General features: G+C 61.7%; 11 protein-coding genes and 1 pseudogene. 7 read left to right on the top strand and 5 right to left on the bottom strand.

Translation table 11 applies throughout. From position 1 onward, the window contains the following. Positions 1 to 101: pseudogene (locus tag HJB84_RS31600) on the top strand (IS110 family transposase); the annotation flags it as partial. 166 nt (positions 102 to 267) lie between these two features. Here HJB84_RS31600 and glyS read toward each other — a convergent pair. Then, positions 268 to 2382, bottom strand: coding sequence for a glycine--tRNA ligase subunit beta (gene glyS, locus HJB84_RS31595; RefSeq protein WP_207583154.1), 2115 nt, complete (start codon positions 2380 to 2382; stop codon positions 268 to 270). 228 nt (positions 2383 to 2610) lie between these two features. Between glyS and HJB84_RS31590 the strand changes: the two genes are divergently transcribed. The 5 genes from HJB84_RS31590 (at position 2611) to ubiA (ending at position 9072) form a co-directional block, all read left to right on the top strand. After that, positions 2611 to 4920 (top strand): Tex family protein, encoded by a 2310-nt coding sequence (locus HJB84_RS31590; RefSeq protein ID WP_207583155.1) that lies wholly within the window; start codon positions 2611 to 2613, stop codon positions 4918 to 4920. Between the two features lie 133 nt (positions 4921 to 5053). Further along, positions 5054 to 6313, top strand: coding sequence for a cyclopropane-fatty-acyl-phospholipid synthase family protein (locus HJB84_RS31585; protein ID WP_207583156.1), 1260 nt, complete (start codon positions 5054 to 5056; stop codon positions 6311 to 6313). A 55-nt stretch (positions 6314 to 6368) separates the two neighbouring features. Next, complete coding sequence (locus tag HJB84_RS31580) at positions 6369 to 6950, top strand: histidine phosphatase family protein (RefSeq protein ID WP_221117826.1); 582 nt, start codon at positions 6369 to 6371, stop codon at positions 6948 to 6950. A gap of 184 nt (positions 6951 to 7134) precedes the next feature. After that, positions 7135 to 7947, top strand: coding sequence for a MipA/OmpV family protein (locus HJB84_RS31575; protein ID WP_207583162.1), 813 nt, complete (start codon positions 7135 to 7137; stop codon positions 7945 to 7947). A gap of 165 nt (positions 7948 to 8112) precedes the next feature. Then, positions 8113 to 9072, top strand: coding sequence for a 4-hydroxybenzoate octaprenyltransferase (gene ubiA, locus HJB84_RS31570; RefSeq protein WP_221117827.1), 960 nt, complete (start codon positions 8113 to 8115; stop codon positions 9070 to 9072). A 94-nt stretch (positions 9073 to 9166) separates the two neighbouring features. Here the strand turns inward: ubiA and HJB84_RS31565 are convergent, their stop codons facing one another. Continuing rightward, complete coding sequence (locus tag HJB84_RS31565) at positions 9167 to 9733, bottom strand: DUF6101 family protein (protein WP_221117825.1); 567 nt, start codon at positions 9731 to 9733, stop codon at positions 9167 to 9169. 297 nt (positions 9734 to 10030) lie between these two features. On the opposite strand from HJB84_RS31565, the gene HJB84_RS31560 reads away from it, so the two are divergent. Further along, positions 10031 to 13366 carry a DUF1217 domain-containing protein gene (locus HJB84_RS31560; RefSeq protein WP_221117824.1) on the top strand — a complete coding sequence of 1112 codons (3336 nt, stop codon included), beginning with the start codon at positions 10031 to 10033 and terminating at the stop codon, positions 13364 to 13366. Between the two features lie 9 nt (positions 13367 to 13375). Here the strand turns inward: HJB84_RS31560 and HJB84_RS31555 are convergent, their stop codons facing one another. The 3 genes from HJB84_RS31555 to HJB84_RS31545 all read right to left on the bottom strand — a co-directional run bounded on the left by HJB84_RS31555 (position 13376) and on the right by HJB84_RS31545 (position 16514). Beyond that, positions 13376 to 14812 (bottom strand): FAD-binding oxidoreductase, encoded by a 1437-nt coding sequence (locus HJB84_RS31555; RefSeq protein ID WP_221117823.1) that lies wholly within the window; start codon positions 14810 to 14812, stop codon positions 13376 to 13378. Between the two features lie 19 nt (positions 14813 to 14831). Next, the gene (locus HJB84_RS31550; RefSeq protein WP_207583166.1) at positions 14832 to 15812 is read right to left on the bottom strand and encodes an L-threonylcarbamoyladenylate synthase; all 981 of its coding nucleotides are present in this window, start codon (positions 15810 to 15812) and stop codon (positions 14832 to 14834) included. A 93-nt stretch (positions 15813 to 15905) separates the two neighbouring features. After that, the gene (locus HJB84_RS31545) at positions 15906 to 16514 is read right to left on the bottom strand and encodes a DUF6656 family protein (protein WP_207583167.1); all 609 of its coding nucleotides are present in this window, start codon (positions 16512 to 16514) and stop codon (positions 15906 to 15908) included. Positions 16515 to 16614 lie beyond the last annotated feature (100 nt).

The following is a 16614-nucleotide window of genomic DNA, read 5'->3' as shown; positions in this document are numbered from 1 at the left end:
CCGGCAAGCCCAAGATCGTCGCAACCGTCGCAACTATGCGCAAGCTGCTCACCATCCTCAATGCCATCATCAGGGACGGACGACCATGGCAAAACGCTTGACAAATAAGACAGTCGCTCTCCCCGCTTGCGGGGCGAAGGGGGACATGCCGCGACCTCTCCGTCCCCATCTACCCCTCGCGGGGCAAGTCCCCTCGCGCCGTTTACGGGGAGAGGGTTAGGGTGAGGGGCAGATTTCGGCTCTAACCGGACAGCCGAACCCCTGTTCTTACCCCGAGATCTTCGAAAAATCCGCGACCGTTCCCGTCGCCGCACGGATCAGCCGGAGCAAGGCGAGGCGGTTGGCGCGGATGGCGGCGTCCTCGTCGTTGACGAGAACCCCTTCAAAGAAGCGGTCGACCGGGCCGCGCAGCTTGGAAAGCGCCTCCATCGCCGAGCGGAAGTCCTCGCCGGCGACGGCGTTCGAAGCATCCTTAGAGGCGCCTGAAATCGCCGAAAACAGCTCCTTCTCGGCGTCGAGCTTCAGCAGCGCTGCCGAAACGCCATCGGCGATCACGGTGCCCTTCTTTTCCTCGGCAGCGAGCAGCTGCGTCGCCCGCTTGGTGCCGGCAAGCAGGTTTTTGCCATCCTCGGAGGTGATGAAGGCGGTCAGCGCTTCGACGCGGCGTGCCACCATCAACAGATCGTCGGCATCGGCTGTCAGCACGGCGTCGATGAGGTCGTAGCGGGCGCCCTGGTCGCGCAGATAGACCTTGAGACGGTCATGGAAGAAGGAGAGCAGATCGGCGTCCTTGGTCGTCGCCACCAGCGGCAGGCGGACCCTTCGCTCCAGCAGGATACGGACGACACCGAGTGCCGCACGCCGCAGTGCGAACGGATCCTTCGAGCCGGTCGGCTTTTCGTCGATCGCCCAGAAGCCGGTCAGCGTGTCGAGCTTGTCGGCAAGCGCAATGGTGATCGCCACCTTGTCCTCCGGCACGCGATCCGACGGACCCTGCGGCTTGTAATGGTCCTCGATCGCTGCGGCAACGGAGGCATCCTCACCCTGAAGCACCGCATATTTGCGGCCCATCAAGCCCTGCAGTTCCGGGAATTCGCCGACGGCTTCGGTGCGAAGATCGGCCTTGGCGAGCACCGCGGCGCGATCGGCGAGCGCCGCATCCGCGCCGATGATCTTGGCCAATTCCTTGGCCAGCGCCCGGATGCGCGAAACGCGCGCCCCCTGCGTGCCGAGTTTGGCATGGAAGGTCACGTCGAGCGCATCGAGCTTGGCCATGCGCTGGTCGAGCGGCTTCTTCAGGTCGAGATCGAATTTCTTTGCGGAAGCCTCAAGCGTCTCCAGATCCGGCAGGTCGCCCTGATCGCGCTTCCAGAAATGCAGCGCATCCGAAAGCCGGGCCCGCACCACCTTGCCGTTGCCGTGGACGATTTCCTTGCCGCCGTCGATCGCCTGGATATTGGCAACCAGGATGAACTTGTTCGACAGCGTTTCCTCACCCGGTTTGCGCGTGACGAAGCACTTCTGGTTGGTCTTGATCGTCAGCCGGATGATCTCGGAGGGGATGGAGAGATAGTCCTCCTCGAAGCTGCCCATCAGCACCTGCGGCCATTCGACGAGGCCGGAGACTTCCTCCAGCAGACCTTCGTCTTCTACCAGCTCCAGCCCATTGGCGAAGGCGATGTCGCGGGCGTCGTGCAGGATGATGTCCTTGCGCCGCTCGGCGTCGAGGATGACCTTGGCCCTCTCCAGGTTCGCCGCATAGTCGTCGAAGCGCCGCACGGTGATCGGCTCGGGCGCGTGGAAGCGATGGCCAAAGGTGATGTTGGAAGCGGTGATACCGTCGATCTCGAAGGGGATGACGGTAGTCTCCTCATGCTCCGGGCCGAAGGTGCAGACGATCGACTGCAGCGGCCGCACCCAGCGCAGCGCGCCGGGTCTCGTGGAGGCCTTGCCCCAGCGCATCGACTTCGGCCAGGGAAAATCGCGGATGATGCCGGGCATCACCTCGGCGACGATCTCTTCGGCCGCGCGGCCCGGCCTGGAGATGACCGCGACGTAGAAATCGCCCTTCTTCGGATCGCTCACCACCTGCGCCTCGGAGACCGACGAAAGGCCGGCGCCGCGCAGAAAGCCTTCGATCGCCTTCTCGTTGGCGTCGGTGCGCGGCCCCTTGCGCTCCTCGCGCACATCGGCCGAGCGCGCCGTCAGACCGTGAATGTCGAGCGCAAGCCGCCGCGGCGTCCAGTATTCGCGTGCGCCCTCATAGGACAGACCGGCTTCGACTAGCGCATCGGTGACGAGCTTCTTGAGGTCGCCGGCAGCCTTGCGCTGCATGCGGGCCGGAATCTCTTCGGAGCGGAGTTCGAGAAGAAGGTTTGGCATGTCGAATTTCCTTGGCCCCCGCGACAGGGGAGAGGTGGCAGGGGCGCCGGGTCAAAACGTTGCTTCTGCTAGCAAAAAATGGCGTATCTGCACAACCGCAAAATCGCCGCCTTTCCGGCATGCTTTCCTGTGGATCGGCACCTGTCTGTTAACTCCAACATTGCCTTGCCGCTTTTCGCCGCTATGGTCCCGCAACTTTCGTCGAAACAGGAAATCCCAGGAAACCTCATGGCCGCTGACCTCCGTTTTCTCGCAGCTCGCATCTCGGCCGAAATCAGCGCCCGTCCCGAACAGGCCAAAGCCGCCATCGAGCTGCTCGACGAGGGCGCCACCGTGCCCTTCATCGCCCGCTACCGCAAGGAAGTGACCGGCGGGCTGGATGACACGCAGCTGCGCAATCTTGCCGAACGGCTGGTCTATCTGCGCGAACTCGAAGCCCGCCGCGATACGATCGTCGAATCGATTGCGGGCCAGGGCAAGATGACCGATGAGCTGAGGGTGAAGGTGGCTGGTGCCGAGACCAAAGCCGAACTCGAAGACCTCTATCTGCCCTACAAGCCGAAGCGCCGCACCCGCGCCGAAATTGCCCGCGAACGCGGCCTCGGCCCGCTTGCCGAGACCATTCTTTCCGACCGCGGCCGGGAGCCGGCGGTGCTCGCCGAAGGCTTCATTACTGCTGACGTGCCCGATGTGAAGACGGCGCTCGAAGGCGCCCGCGACATCATCGCCGAAGGCATTGCTGAAAATGCCGACCTGCTCGGCAGATTGCGCGCCCATATGCGCCAGGCTTCGCTGCTGAAGGCCAGGGTCGTCGACGGCAAGCAGGCGACGGGCGAGAAGTTCTCCGATTATTTCGACCATTCCGAACGCTGGGCGACCGCCCCCGGCCACCGCGCGCTCGCCATGCTGCGCGGCTGGAATGAGGAGGTGCTGACGCTGACGATCGAGGCCGACGCCGAGACCGCCTCTCCGAACAAGCCGGTCGAACGCATGATTGCGTCAGCCTACGAGATCGGGGCGAGCCGCCCCGCCGACCGCTGGTTGATGGAGGTCGCAAGCTGGGCCTGGCGCGTCAAACTTTCCATGTCGCTCTCGCTCGACCTGATGCGCGAACTGCGCGAAAGGGCCGAAGAGGAGGCGATCCATGTCTTCGCCCGCAATCTCAAGGATCTGCTGTTGGCAGCCCCTGCCGGCTCGCGCGCGACGATGGGTCTCGATCCCGGCATCCGCACCGGCGTCAAGGTCGCCGTCGTCGACGGCACCGGCAAGGTGATCGCGACCTCGACCGTCTATCCCTTCCAGCCGAGGAACGACGTGCGCGGCGCCCAGGTCGAACTCGCATCGCTGATCCGCAAGCACAATGTCGAGCTGATCTCGATCGGCAACGGCACCGGTAGCCGCGAAACCGAAAAGCTGGTGGCCGACATGCTGGCCGAGTTGCCGGCGCCGAAGCCGACCAAGGTCATCGTTTCGGAAGCCGGCGCCTCGGTCTATTCCGCCTCGGCGACCGCAGCGGCGGAGTTTCCCGATCTCGACGTATCGTTGCGCGGCGCCGTCTCCATCGCCCGGCGCCTGCAGGATCCCTTGGCCGAACTGGTCAAGATCGAGCCGAAGTCGATCGGCGTCGGCCAGTATCAGCACGACGTCGACCAGCAAAAGCTGTCGCGCTCGCTGGATGCAGTGGTCGAAGACGCGGTCAACGCCGTCGGCGTCGATCTCAACACCGCCTCTGCGCCGCTGCTTTCCCGCGTCTCCGGTCTCGGCCCGTCGATTGCCGATGCCATTGTCCGCCACCGCGACAGCGAGGGCCGTTTCGAGACCCGGCGGGACCTCATGAAGGTCGCCAGGCTCGGCGGCCGCACCTTTGAGCAATGCGCCGGCTTCCTGCGCATCCCCAACGGCAAGGAGCCGCTCGACGCCTCCTCCGTGCATCCGGAGGCCTACGGCGTCGCCAAGAAGATCGTCGCCGCCTGCGGCCGTGATCTGCGCGCGTTGATGGGCGATAGTGCGGTGCTGAAATCGGTCGATCCGCGCCAGTTCATCGACGAGAAATTTGGTCTGCCAACGGTCAGGGACATCATCTCGGAGCTGGAAAAGCCGGGTCGCGACCCGCGTCCGAGTTTCAAGACCGCGACCTTCGCCGAGGGCATCAACGAAATTTCCGACCTCAAGCCCGGCATGGTGCTGGAAGGCACGGTGACCAATGTCGCCGCCTTCGGCGCCTTCGTCGATATCGGTGTGCACCAGGATGGTCTGGTGCATCTGTCGCAGCTTGCCGATCGCTTTGTCAAGGATCCCCACGAGGTCGTCAAGGCGGGTGACGTCGTCAAGGTGCGCGTCGTCGAGGTCGATGCCAAGCGCAAGCGGATCGCTCTCTCGATGAAACGCGACGACGGTTCTTCGGCACCTGCGCAGCGGGGTGATTCTCGCGGAAACCAGGCTTCCAAACCCCAGAACGAGCGCCGTCCTGCGGCCCCGAAACCGGAAAGCCAGGGTGCTTTCGGCGCGGCTCTTGCCGAAGCCATGAAGCGAAAATAAGAGTTTAGCCGGTATTTCGGCAAAAATGCAACAGTTTGGCAACGTTCTGAGCGGAGTGCTAAATCCGGCGCTTGTAAGGCGAAAGAGAGCGACTAAGTTGATGTGACCATTCTGTCACATTTGCGAGGCGTCCATGGCGTCGGCTTTCCTATCGATCGTCCAGCAGATCATCCGCAAGGGTTCGTTGAAACTTACCCTTGCCAATGGCGAAACCCACATGATCGGCGACGGCACCGGTGAATCCGTCGCTGCCCGTCTTGCCGATCAGGAGGCCGAGGACGCCATCCGGCGCGACCCGACAATGAAGCTTGGCGAAATGTATATGCAAGGCCGGTTCATTCTCGAACAGGGCAACATTTACGATTTCCTGTCGCTGGTGAAGCAGAACACCACCAACGAGATCTTCGATTTCAAGATGGCAATGTTGCTCGTTGGCCGCATTGCCTGGCAGCAGGTGAAGAGCCGCATGCCTGGCAATCGCAACAAGCACAACGTCGCCCATCACTACGACCTGTCGGCCAAACTTTTCGATCTGTTCCTCGACGAGGACTGGCAATATTCATGCGCCTATTTCGAACCACCAGACATCGGTCTCGACGAGGCGCAGCTTGCCAAGAAACGCCATATCGCCGCCAAGCTTCTGCTCGAGCCGAACCAGCGCATCCTGGAGATCGGCTCCGGCTGGGGCGGTATGGGCATGTATCTGACGGAAGCGACCGAAGGAGCCGATTTCACCGGCATCACGCTGAGCGAAGAGCAGCTCAAGGTCTCACGCGGCCGCGCCGAAAAGCGCGGTCTGTCCGAGCGTGTGCGTTTCGAGCTGCAGGACTACCGCACCATGACGGGCAGGAAATTCGACCGCATCGTTTCGGTCGGCATGTTCGAACATGTCGGTATCGGCAATTACGGCAATTTCTTTCGCAAGGTATCGGACCTGCTCGACGACAACGGCGTCATGGTGCTGCATTCGATCGGCCGTCCGAAGCCGAGCTTCGGCACCAATGCCTTCATCGAGCGCTACATCTTCCCGGGCGGCTATATCCCTTCCGTCGGCGAAGTCGTGCCGCCGCTCGAAAAGGCCGGGCTGCTGGTCAAGGATGTCGAAATCCTGCCGATGCATTATGCCTATACGCTGCGCCATTGGCGCGAGCGTTTCGTGGCGCGCAAGGCCGAAGCGGTGGCGCTTTACGACGAGCAGTTCTTCCGCATGTGGGAATTCTATCTGGCCGGTTCCGAAATCGGTTTCCGCTGGGACGAACTCTTCATCCTGCAGATCCAGATCGCCAAGAACCAATTCGCCGTTCCCGACAACCGCAATTACATCGCGCGGAACGAGGCCAAGCTGAAGGAATTCGAGGCAAGGCGCGCACCGCTGGAAAAGGTGGCGTTCTGAGCGGCAGCACTTGTGCCGGTCACAATGAAAGCCGGCCACAATGAAAGGACTGCGGATGAGCAGTGCGTTTCCCGAAATCTATCTCGTCCGCCATGGCGAAACCGAATGGAGCCTGTCCGGGCGCCATACCGGACGCAGCGATATTCCGCTGACGGCGAACGGCGAGGACGCCGCCGGCAAACTTGCCGAACGGCTCGCCGGTCACGCCTTCTCCGCCGTCTGGTCGAGCCCCTCGGCGCGGGCCCGCAAGACCTGCGTGCTTGCCGGTTTCGGGCCGGGCGCAGTGATCAAGGAGGATCTCGCCGAATGGGATTACGGTGCTTATGAAGGCATCACCACCAAGGCGATCCTGGCTGAGCGCCCCGGCTGGCAGCTCTTTCGCGACGGCTGCCCGAATGGAGAGTTCGCCACCGATGTCGGCGCCCGCGCCGACGCAATCATCCATGCGCTTCGCCAAGCGGCTGGCACCATCCTGATCTTCTCCAGCTCGCATTTCCTGCGCGTGCTCGCCGCCCGCTGGCTCGGCCTGCCGCCGGAAGGCGGCGCCCATTTCGTGCTCGATACGGCTTCTATCAGCGTGCTCGGTTACGAACACGATCTGACGGAGCCGGTCATTCGCCGGTGGAACCAGAGGTAGGGCATCTGGGGGGAGCGGGTTTGCGGAATTCGATAGCAGATGCCATCAGCCGTGTGGGCCACACGGCACGACTCCCATTAGCGTCCTTTGTTCACCGTGGTTAACATTGGGGTAACGACCTCGCGATAAGTGTAGCCATCGCCGCCCTCCGCGGCTTTGTTTTTGCGTTTTCTGGAGTGCGGACGTGTCTCATCGGTCAGTCGTATCGATCTCTTTGGCTATTGGCCTTTTTTCCTTTGGTTCGGCGGCGGCGCAGGAAAGCGGCCAGCATTTCTGGTCCGGCGACTGGTATCTGAGCGTCGGTGTCGCAGGCTTCTCCGCCCCGAAATTCGAGGGCTCGTCGCATAATGAATTCAAGTTCAGCCCGCTGATCTCGGTCGGCCGCCAAGGCGCCGGCCCGCGTTTTTCCTCGCGCAACGACAATCCGTCCTTCGCCCTCATCGACAAGGGCGCCTTCCGCGCTGGTATCGTCGGCAGGTTCGTGCCGTCGCGCGATGACGGCGACGGCCATGAGCTGAAGGGCTTGAAGAAGGTCAAGTGGGGTGCCGAAGCCGGTGGTTTCGTCGAAGTCTATCCGACCGATTTCTTGCGCGCCCGTGCCGAAGTCCGTCAGGGCATCCGCTCATACGACGGCGTCGTCGCCGATCTCGCGGTCGATGCCTTCACCGATATCGCGCCCGACCTGCAGCTGTCAGGCGGCCCGCGCGCGACATTTGCGACAAGCGGCTATTACGACGCCTATTACGGCGTCAGCGCCAAGCACGCCGCCGCAAGCGGCCTTGATCCCTACAAGCCATCGTCGGGCATCCAGTCCTATGGCGCGGGTGCCGCCCTGACCTGGAAGGCGACCGAAAACCTCTCGGCAAGCTCCTTCCTCGAATATAAGCGGCTGGCTGGTCCCGCCGCCGACAGCAGCCTGGTGCGAGACCGCGGCTCGAAGAACCAGGTGCTGATCGGCGTTTCGGCGACCTACAAGTTCAATTTCTCCCTGCAGTGATCGAATGCATGTCGCCCGGAAGTGTGCAGCGGTTCCGGGATAACGACATGCATAAGACAAGAGCCAGAGTCGCCCGGAAGTGTGTAGCGGTTCCGGGATAACGACATGCATGAGACAAAGAGATCGCTTCTTGACCGGATCGCCGGCCGGTCGCTAGATGGCGGCATGCAAGATACCGGCGACTTCAACGATCGCGTTTCCGACGCACCTTCCGACAACTGGGTCTATCGGATCCTGCCGCAGTGGCTCTGGCCTTATGCCCAGCTTGCGCGGTGGGATCGCCCGATCGGCTGGCAGTTGTTGATGTGGCCGTGTTTCTGGTCGGCAACCCTTGCCGCCAATGCGGCGATCGGCGAGGGCCTCTATTCCGGCAGTCTGCTGGTGTCTCACCTTTTGCTCTATTTCATCGGCGCGGTCGCCATGCGCGGCGCCGGCTGCACCTATAACGATCTCGTCGATCACGAAATCGACATGGAAGTGGCGCGCACCCGTTCGCGTCCGCTCCCCTCGGGCCGCGTTACGCGCGCCCACGCGAAGATCTTCATCGGCCTGCAGGCGCTGGTCGGCCTCTTGGTGCTCTTGCAGTTCAACTGGCTGACCGTTTTCCTCGGCGTGCTTTCGCTCGGGATCGTAGCGTTTTATCCCTTCGCCAAACGGTTTACCGACTGGCCGCAATTCTATCTGGGGCTTGCCTTCTCCTGGGGCGCGCTGATGGGCTGGGCCGGCATTTTGGGCGGCCTCTCCTTTGCCGCCATCCTGCTCTACGCCGCCTCCGTCGCCTGGACGATCGGTTACGACACGATTTACGCCCATCAGGACAAGGAGGACGACGAACTGATCGGCGTCCGCTCCACCGCGCGGCTGTTCGGCGACAGGACGAGGCAATGGCTGATCGGCCTTTATGGACTGACGCTGGTGCTGATGTTTATCGCTTTCGTTCTTGCCGGCGCCAATATCATCGCGTTCCTGGCGCTGCTCGGGGCCGCCGGCATGTTCGCCTGGCAGATCCTCCGCCTCGATATCGATGATGCCGGCCAATGCCTGGCGCTCTTCAAGTCGAACAATCGCGTCGGCCTGATCATCTTTTTCGGCTTGTTCATCTCGCTGCTCTTCGCCATTCCCTGAATGGGGCGATGACTTCAGCGATGCATGAAACGATAAACCCGGCGCAGGCGCCGGGTTTCAAAATGCTTGCAAAAACCGAGTGTCGCTATTTCGCTCAATTGCGGGCGATGATTTCCTTGCCCTCGATCTTCATGGCGACACCCAGCCGACCGGTGGTGCGGCGCACGAGGAAGCGCGGGCGCCGGTTGGCGAAGTAGGAATGACGGCGGCGCGGCTTGAGATCGCTGGTGCGCAAGGCACCAATATGGTCTTCGAGCGGACGGGCGACGCCGTCGGCCTCGACCATCAGCATCGGAATGCGGAAGGCTTCGGACCAGCTGCGCCAGTCGGCGGCGATATCGCTGAGGTCATGGGCGACGAGCAGCGGAATGCAAAGGTCCGGATCGGCGTGGTGAAGCTCGAGAGTGACGGTGACTTCGCCGTCGCCATGGTCGATGGCGCGGGCAGCGACGCCCTTGAAGACGCGCTTCGGCAGGGCAATCGAGAGCGGCAGGCCGCTGGAAGGGAGGACCTTGCGCAGCACCGCGCCGCGTTCGTCTATGGTGATGTTGACGTCATCCGAACAATCGTGGATGGCGTAGCTGACCTGCTGGGGAAAGCGGGCCGGATCGAGGCGTAACGTCGTGCCAGCCCAGGCGGGCTTCATTGCGGGATTGTTCATGTCATTCTACCCTTGTCTTACCTGAGAGCCGATTTCCGGTCTTCTCCTTGGGACTTTTCGTCCTCTATGGCCGACAATAGGGGCCTGCCGTTCCGTACAGCTTAAAAATTGCGGTTAAGAAAACTTTGCCTCCTCTGATGGTTATCAAAACCGAATCCGGCAGGGTTTCCGGAAGGTGAACGGTGTGGTGTGCTGATATGATGCATCCTGAGGTAAGCCTCAGGTAAGCTTTCCGTGGCAAAATATGCTTACCAGCAGTTCGTTCTTTTAGAGAGTTTGCCGAAAAGGGCGCTTTTAATGATCACGGCTTCCCTCGCTTACACGATCCTGTCGAAGGATATGACGTCGAGCCTCAACAAGGTTGCGTCGCAGGCGACGGTCAAAAAGGACGCTCAGTACTACGCCGACCATATCAACAAGGTCACATCGGTCGACGACTTTCTCGGCGATTACAAGCTCTACAGCTATGCGATGAAGGCCTATGGTCTGGAGGATATGACCTACGCCAAGGCCTTCATGAAGAAGGTGCTCGAAAGCGATCTCACCGACGCCAACAGCTACGCCAACAAGCTTTCTGATACGCGTTATCGCGAATTTGCCTCCGCCTTCAATTTCAATGCGCCTGCCAAGGATGTGCAGACGGACGCGCAGGAGGACGATCTCATCGGCCTCTACAAGCAGTCCTTCGTCGATGCCGACAAGGCGGCGAGCACCGAGAGCACCTATTACAACAACAATATCGATAGCGTGCAGACGGTCGACGATCTGGTCAACAACACGCGGCTGCGCACCTATGTACTGACGACTTTCAAAATCGATCCCACCTATGCGTCGAAGGATTTTCTGCGCCAGGTGCTGACGAGCGATCTCAGCGACCCCACGAGCGTCGTCAACACGCAAGGTGGCGACAAGTACAAGGCGCTTGCCGCCCAGTTCAGCTTCAACGCCGACGGCACAGTCACCGGCACGGCGCAGACGGCGGCGCAGAAGGCGTCGGTCGTCGAGACCTACACGCTGAATTCCCAATCGGTGATCATCGACAATTCGGTCGGCTCCGACGTCTACTATGTCGGCAAGACGGCGGCTGACTACAACAAGGCCTATTATACCGCCAAGATCGGCACGATCACCAATGTCGACGATCTGGTCGCCGACAAACGCCTGACCTCCTACATCACGACGGCCTACAGCATGGGCGCCGACTTTACCGCGGCAGCGTTGCGCACGGTGCTGACCGACCCCGGTTATGCCCAGCTGATGGGCTTTACCAATGTCTACAACGCCTTCAACTTCAAGGCGGACGGGTCGACCTTGAGCACGGCGCGCGTCCAGACGGTTGATCAGGCGAACAAGCTGTCATCGGCAGCGTCGAGCACCGCCAACTATTATAATGTGACCTCGCAATCGAGCGGCATCACCAATGTCGACGACCTGCTCGCCGACAATGTGCTGGCGCGTTCCATCAAGGATGCCTATGGGCTTGGCACCAATTTCAGCAATGCCGACCTGAAGAATATCCTGACGGATTCGGCCTATGCCGCGGCCCAGGGCCATGCCGGTCTCAATGCCGACTTCAATTTCCAGGCGGATGGTTCGATCAATGGTTCGGTGATCCAGACCGCGGCGCAGCGGAAATCGACGACCGACAAGTTGGCGGCGAACGCAGCGCATTTCAACAGCATAATCGGCAATGTCACCAATGTCGATAACATCATGTCCGATACTGTCGCAGTCAGCTATCTCAGAAACAGCATGCAGATCGCCGACAGCGTCTCCGATGCGACGTTGAGGACGTTCCTCGTCGACCCTGCGGCTGCCAGCGCCCAGGGCTACAGCGACGTTAACAACCTCTTCAATTTCAAGGCCGACGGTTCGGTCGCGACGCTTTATGCCTCGCAGAGCGCGACGCAAAGCGCCAGCACTGCCAGCAAGGCCAATGATGCGGCCGTCTATTACCAGGCGACCATCGCCGGCATCTCAAACGTCGATCAGTTGCTGTCGGATCAGAAGCTGAACAATTTCGTGCGCAACGCCTTCGGCATCCCGTCCACCGTCACCGACGTCGCTCTTCGCAATATCCTGACCGATCAGAGCGGCACCGGCACCTATGCCGATGTTGCCGCCGCCTTCAACTTCAAGGCGGATGGCACGCTCGAGGACGGCATGCAGGCGCAGACGGCGGCACAGATCACCAACACGAAAATTGCCGCCGGAGCCCGCACCGACGATTATTCCGCCCGGATGGCGACAATCGGCAATGTCGACGATCTCATCGCCGATGACGCCATCACCAATTTCCTGAAGAGCACCTACAATCTGCCATCGGCTACCTCGAACGCTGATCTGAAGAGCATTTTGACCGATGCGACCGCCGCCGCCGCCGCCGGCCACGCCGATCTCAATGCCGACTTCAACTTCGCCGCCGACGGATCGCTCCCGGTCGTCAGCTCGGTCCAGACGGCCGATCAGGCGCAAACCACCAATGACAATTATATGGCGCGCTATGACGACGAGCGCGACGAGGCGATCGACGAAGTCACCTCCAATTACACGAGCATGATGGCCGATAGCACCAGCCTGCTCGATTTCTCCGAGATCAAGAGCGTCAACGATTTCCTGCGCAGCAATTCCTCGGCCGATTTCAAGAAAAGCAACGACAAGCTGCCGGATCCCTACCATGTGGCGCTGCAGGCTTTCGGTCTGACCGACCAGGAGGTGCCGCGCTCGATGATGCGCAAGATCCTGACGAGCGATGCATACGACCCGAAAGGCTATATCGCCTCGCTGAAGGACGAACGCATCACCAACCTTGCCCGCGCCTTCAACTTCGGCCCCGACGGCAAGGCGGCGTCACCCTTCCAGGCGCTTCCCGATGCGACGTTGGCCAAATACGCCACCGATTATAAGGCGCATGTCACCATGCTGTTGAAGGCCGGCCCGTTAAAGGACAAGGCATCGAAGGACGCGACGACCGAGGTGGATTACTTCGCCAAGGGCATGGCGAAGGTGAAGTCGCTCGACGATTTCCTCGACGACAGCCGCCTGACGAATCTGGTGCTGAAAGCCAACAACCTCGACCCGAAGGATTACGACAAGGCGACACTGAAGAAGATCTTCACCTCCGATCCCGACGACAAGAAGAGTTATCTGAACACCAAGGCCGATGCGCGCTTCAAGGATATCGTCGCCGCTTTCAACTTCGACAAGGACGGCAATCTCACCCGCGCCAAGGTAGGCACTATCCAGAACAAGGCTGCCGAAGACCACACCCAGAAGCTTTTCGTCCAGCAGACGATGGAAGCCCAGCAGGGCGAAAGCAATGACGGCGTCCGCCTGGCGCTCTATTTCAGCCGCAAGGCCCCGAACATCACCTCGATCTATTCGATCCTCGGCGACAAGGCGCTCTATCAGGTGATCACCACCGCCTACAGCTTGCCTTCGCAGATCTCGGGCATGGATGTCGCCAAGCAGGCCGACCTCATCAACCGCTTCGTCAAGCTCGAGGATCTCCAGGATCCGAAGAAGGTCGACAAGCTGCTGCGGCGCTTCACCGCCATGTACGACGTCAAGAACAGCACGCAGCAGTCGCCGGCGCTGCAGATCCTGACCGGCGGCGGCACGCAGCAATCCTGACCGTCGGTCTCACACGTCGAGACTGACCACCTTTCCAGGGTTCATGATGTTGGCGGGGTCGAAGGCGCGTTTGATGCGGCGCATCAGCTCGATTTCGATTGCCGGGCGGATGGCAGCCAGTTCGTCGCGCTTCAGCTGTCCGATGCCGTGCTCGGCCGAGATCGAGCCGCCGTGAGCAATTACCAGCCCATGAACGATGTGGTTCATCTCGTGCCAGCGGGCGATGAAGGCGTCCTTGTCGGCACCGACCGGCTGGGAAATATTGTAATGGATATTGCCGTCGCCCATATGGCCGAAAGCGCAGATGCGGGCTCCGGGCATTGCCGCCATCACCGCTTCTTCGGCCTCGGCCATGAAATGCGGAACCTTCGACACCGGCACGGAAACATCGTGCTTGATCGACCCGCCTTCCGGCTTCTGGGCATCCGACATGCTTTCGCGCATGTGCCAGATGGCCTTCTGCTGGGCGACCGATGAAGCGATCGCCGCATCGAGCACCAGCCCGGCCTCGAAGCCTTGTTCCAGGACGCCGTTCATCATCCGCTCCGCCGTCTCGGCCGAGTCCGACGTGGAGATGTCGATCAGCACATACCAGGGATAGGGCGCTTCCAGCGGATCGCGCACGCCGTCGATGTGGCGCGTGGTGATGTCGACGCCGAAACGCGGCATCAGCTCGAAACCGGTGAGCGAGGCGCCGCAGAGGCTGGAGGCGAGATCGAACAGACCAAGCGCATCCTCCACCGAATTCAGACCGGCGAATGCCACCTGATGGCCGAGCGGCTGGGGAAACAGCTTCAGCACCGCGCCGGTGATGATGCCGAGCGTGCCTTCGGCACCGATGAAAAGGTCGCGCAGGTCGTAGCCGGTATTGTCCTTCTTCAGGCGGCGTAAGCCGTCCCAGATCTCGCCGGTCGGCAGCACCACTTCGAGGCCGAGACAGAGCTGGCGCATATTGCCGTAGGCAAGCACGGCCGTGCCGCCGGCATTGGTGGAAAGATTGCCGCCGATGCGGCAGGAGCCCTCCGAGCCGAGCGACAGCGGAAACAGCCGCCCATGCGCCTCGGCCGCCTGCTGCACTTCGGCCAGGATGGCGCCGCCGTCGGCCACCAGCACGTTCGCCACCGGATCGATATCGCGGATCTTGTTCATGCGTTCGAGCGACAGGATGATATCGGACTTGCCCTCACGCGGCGTCTGGCCGCCGACCAGGCCGGTATTGCCGGTCTGTGGCACGATCGCCGCTCCGGTCTCCGTCGCAAGTTTCATGATTGCCGAGACTTCTTCGACAGAGCCGGGCTTCAGGAGGAGAGGGGAGGAACCGTGATAGAGCCCGCGGTTCTCGATCAGATGCGGCGCCAGATCGGCCTCGCTGGCAAGCGCGTATTTGTCGCCGACGATGGCGGCGAAGCGGTCGAGAAGTTCGGCGGAAATGCTGGGGCTGCTCATCGGGTTCGATCCTCCGTCATTATTTCAAGTCGCGGGGTGCAGCTGCCCGCTGCAGGCGGTCGTTGATCGCTTCGCCCAACCCCTCCTCGGGGATGGCCGAAAAGGCAATGCTCGAAGCCCCGCTGGCATCGGCCCGCTTCATGTAGTCGAAAAGATTGGCCGCCGCCTCGGCAAGGTCGCCCTGCGGGCTGAGATCGAGGACGATCCGGGCGCCGTTTGCGCCGGAGACCGCCGCGCCGCCGAAGGCGATCAGCGCTTCGCCGGGTTCGACCGTCGTCGCATTGAGGCGCACCGACGCGCCTGGCGCGTAGTGCGAGGCGAGCATGCCAGGCGCCTCGATCGCCGCCGATGCCGTTTTCGCCCGCAGCAGCGGCCGGCCTGCGACGCGCTCGATCTCGCGTGCCGCCAGACCGCCGGGGCGAAGCAGCCTTACCCGGTCGCCCTCCACCTTGACGATCGTCGATTCGACGCCGACAGCGCTTGGGCCCGCATCGAGGATCAACGGGATCTTCGCCCCAAGATCGGCCTCGACATGGGCGGCACTCGTTGCGCTGATCGCGCCTGACGTATTGGCGCTGGGGGCTGCGAGCGGCCGCCCGAAGGCGCCGATCACCGCGCCTGCAAAACCCTTCGGCACGCGGATGCCAACGCTGTCGAGCCCGGCGGTCGCCAGCGAATGGATCGGGCTTTCGGTCTTCAGCGGCAGCACGAGGGTCAGCGGGCCGGGCCAGAAGGCGGCGGCGAGAGCCCTCGACACCGGATCGAATTCGGCGTGCTCTTCGGCCATGGCGAGATCGGCCATATGGCAGATCAGCGGGTTGAAGCGCGGCCGTCCCTTTGTCTCATAGATGCGGGTGATCGCCGCCGGATTGGTGGCGTCGGCGGCAAGGCCGTAGACCGTCTCGGTCGGAATGGCGATGGCAAAGCCGTCGGCAAGAGCGGCGCAGGCCGCCTCAAGCGCTGCCTGCCTGTCTGCCTCAATGTCGATCGTGCGTGCCATGTGCTGCCTGGTGCTTCAGTTCCGGCAGTCATTAGGCTTTCCGCTCTTCGCGATCAATCGCGTTGTTGGCCTCACGCTTCGATGCGATGCGCTTTATAGCTGGCGGATGATTTCGCGCAGCTGTTCGTTGCGGGCGCCGAGCAGCAGGATGTTGCGGATCGCTGCCTGCGGATCATGGGTGCGGAAGAGCAGGCCGTTGCCGCGCACTGACCGGTCGATGCTCATTTTTTCCTGGGAGTGCTCGCCGGGTTTGATCGCGACGGCGAAATACATGCGGGAATAGCCGACATCGATGCGTTCGAAGAAATTGTCGTTCTGGCCGATGTCGGAATAGAAATTGGCGATGTAGAAGGCCCAGCTCACGTCTTCGTAATGCGCGAACTTCGTCCGCGCAGCGGTGACGTGGCAATAACCGAGATGCGGGCTGTCCTCCAGCGTCCGGTGAAAGATCATCTTCGGAAACTGGATCGAGTGGTGAAAGCCGTTGATGTGCTGATGCGTCTTTTCGCCGGCCACCTGCAGCTTGCGGCCAGTCTTTTCGGCGACCTCATCATGGGTGAAATAGCGCTTTTCCTCGGCCAGCCAGTGCCGCCGCTCGCGCGGTATCCGGCCGGTGCGCAGGAATTCGGAATGCGCGGCAATCGGCTGCCGCTCTTGCAATCTGCTTGCATCTTTCGCGTCGAAATAACGGAGTCTGGCCATGGTTCGCGTTCTTCGCTCGGTCTGAATCAACGGCAGGATAGGGTGGCATGCTTAAGGCGATGTTAAAATCGCCCGGCGGCCGGCCGGCCAGAGACCTAAA

Source organism: Rhizobium sp. NZLR1b (assembly GCF_019685155.1).
Classification (GTDB): Bacteria; Pseudomonadota; Alphaproteobacteria; order Rhizobiales; family Rhizobiaceae; genus Rhizobium.
Note: the sequence above shows the minus strand (reverse complement) of the source record. Positions and strands in the feature narration are given on the sequence as shown.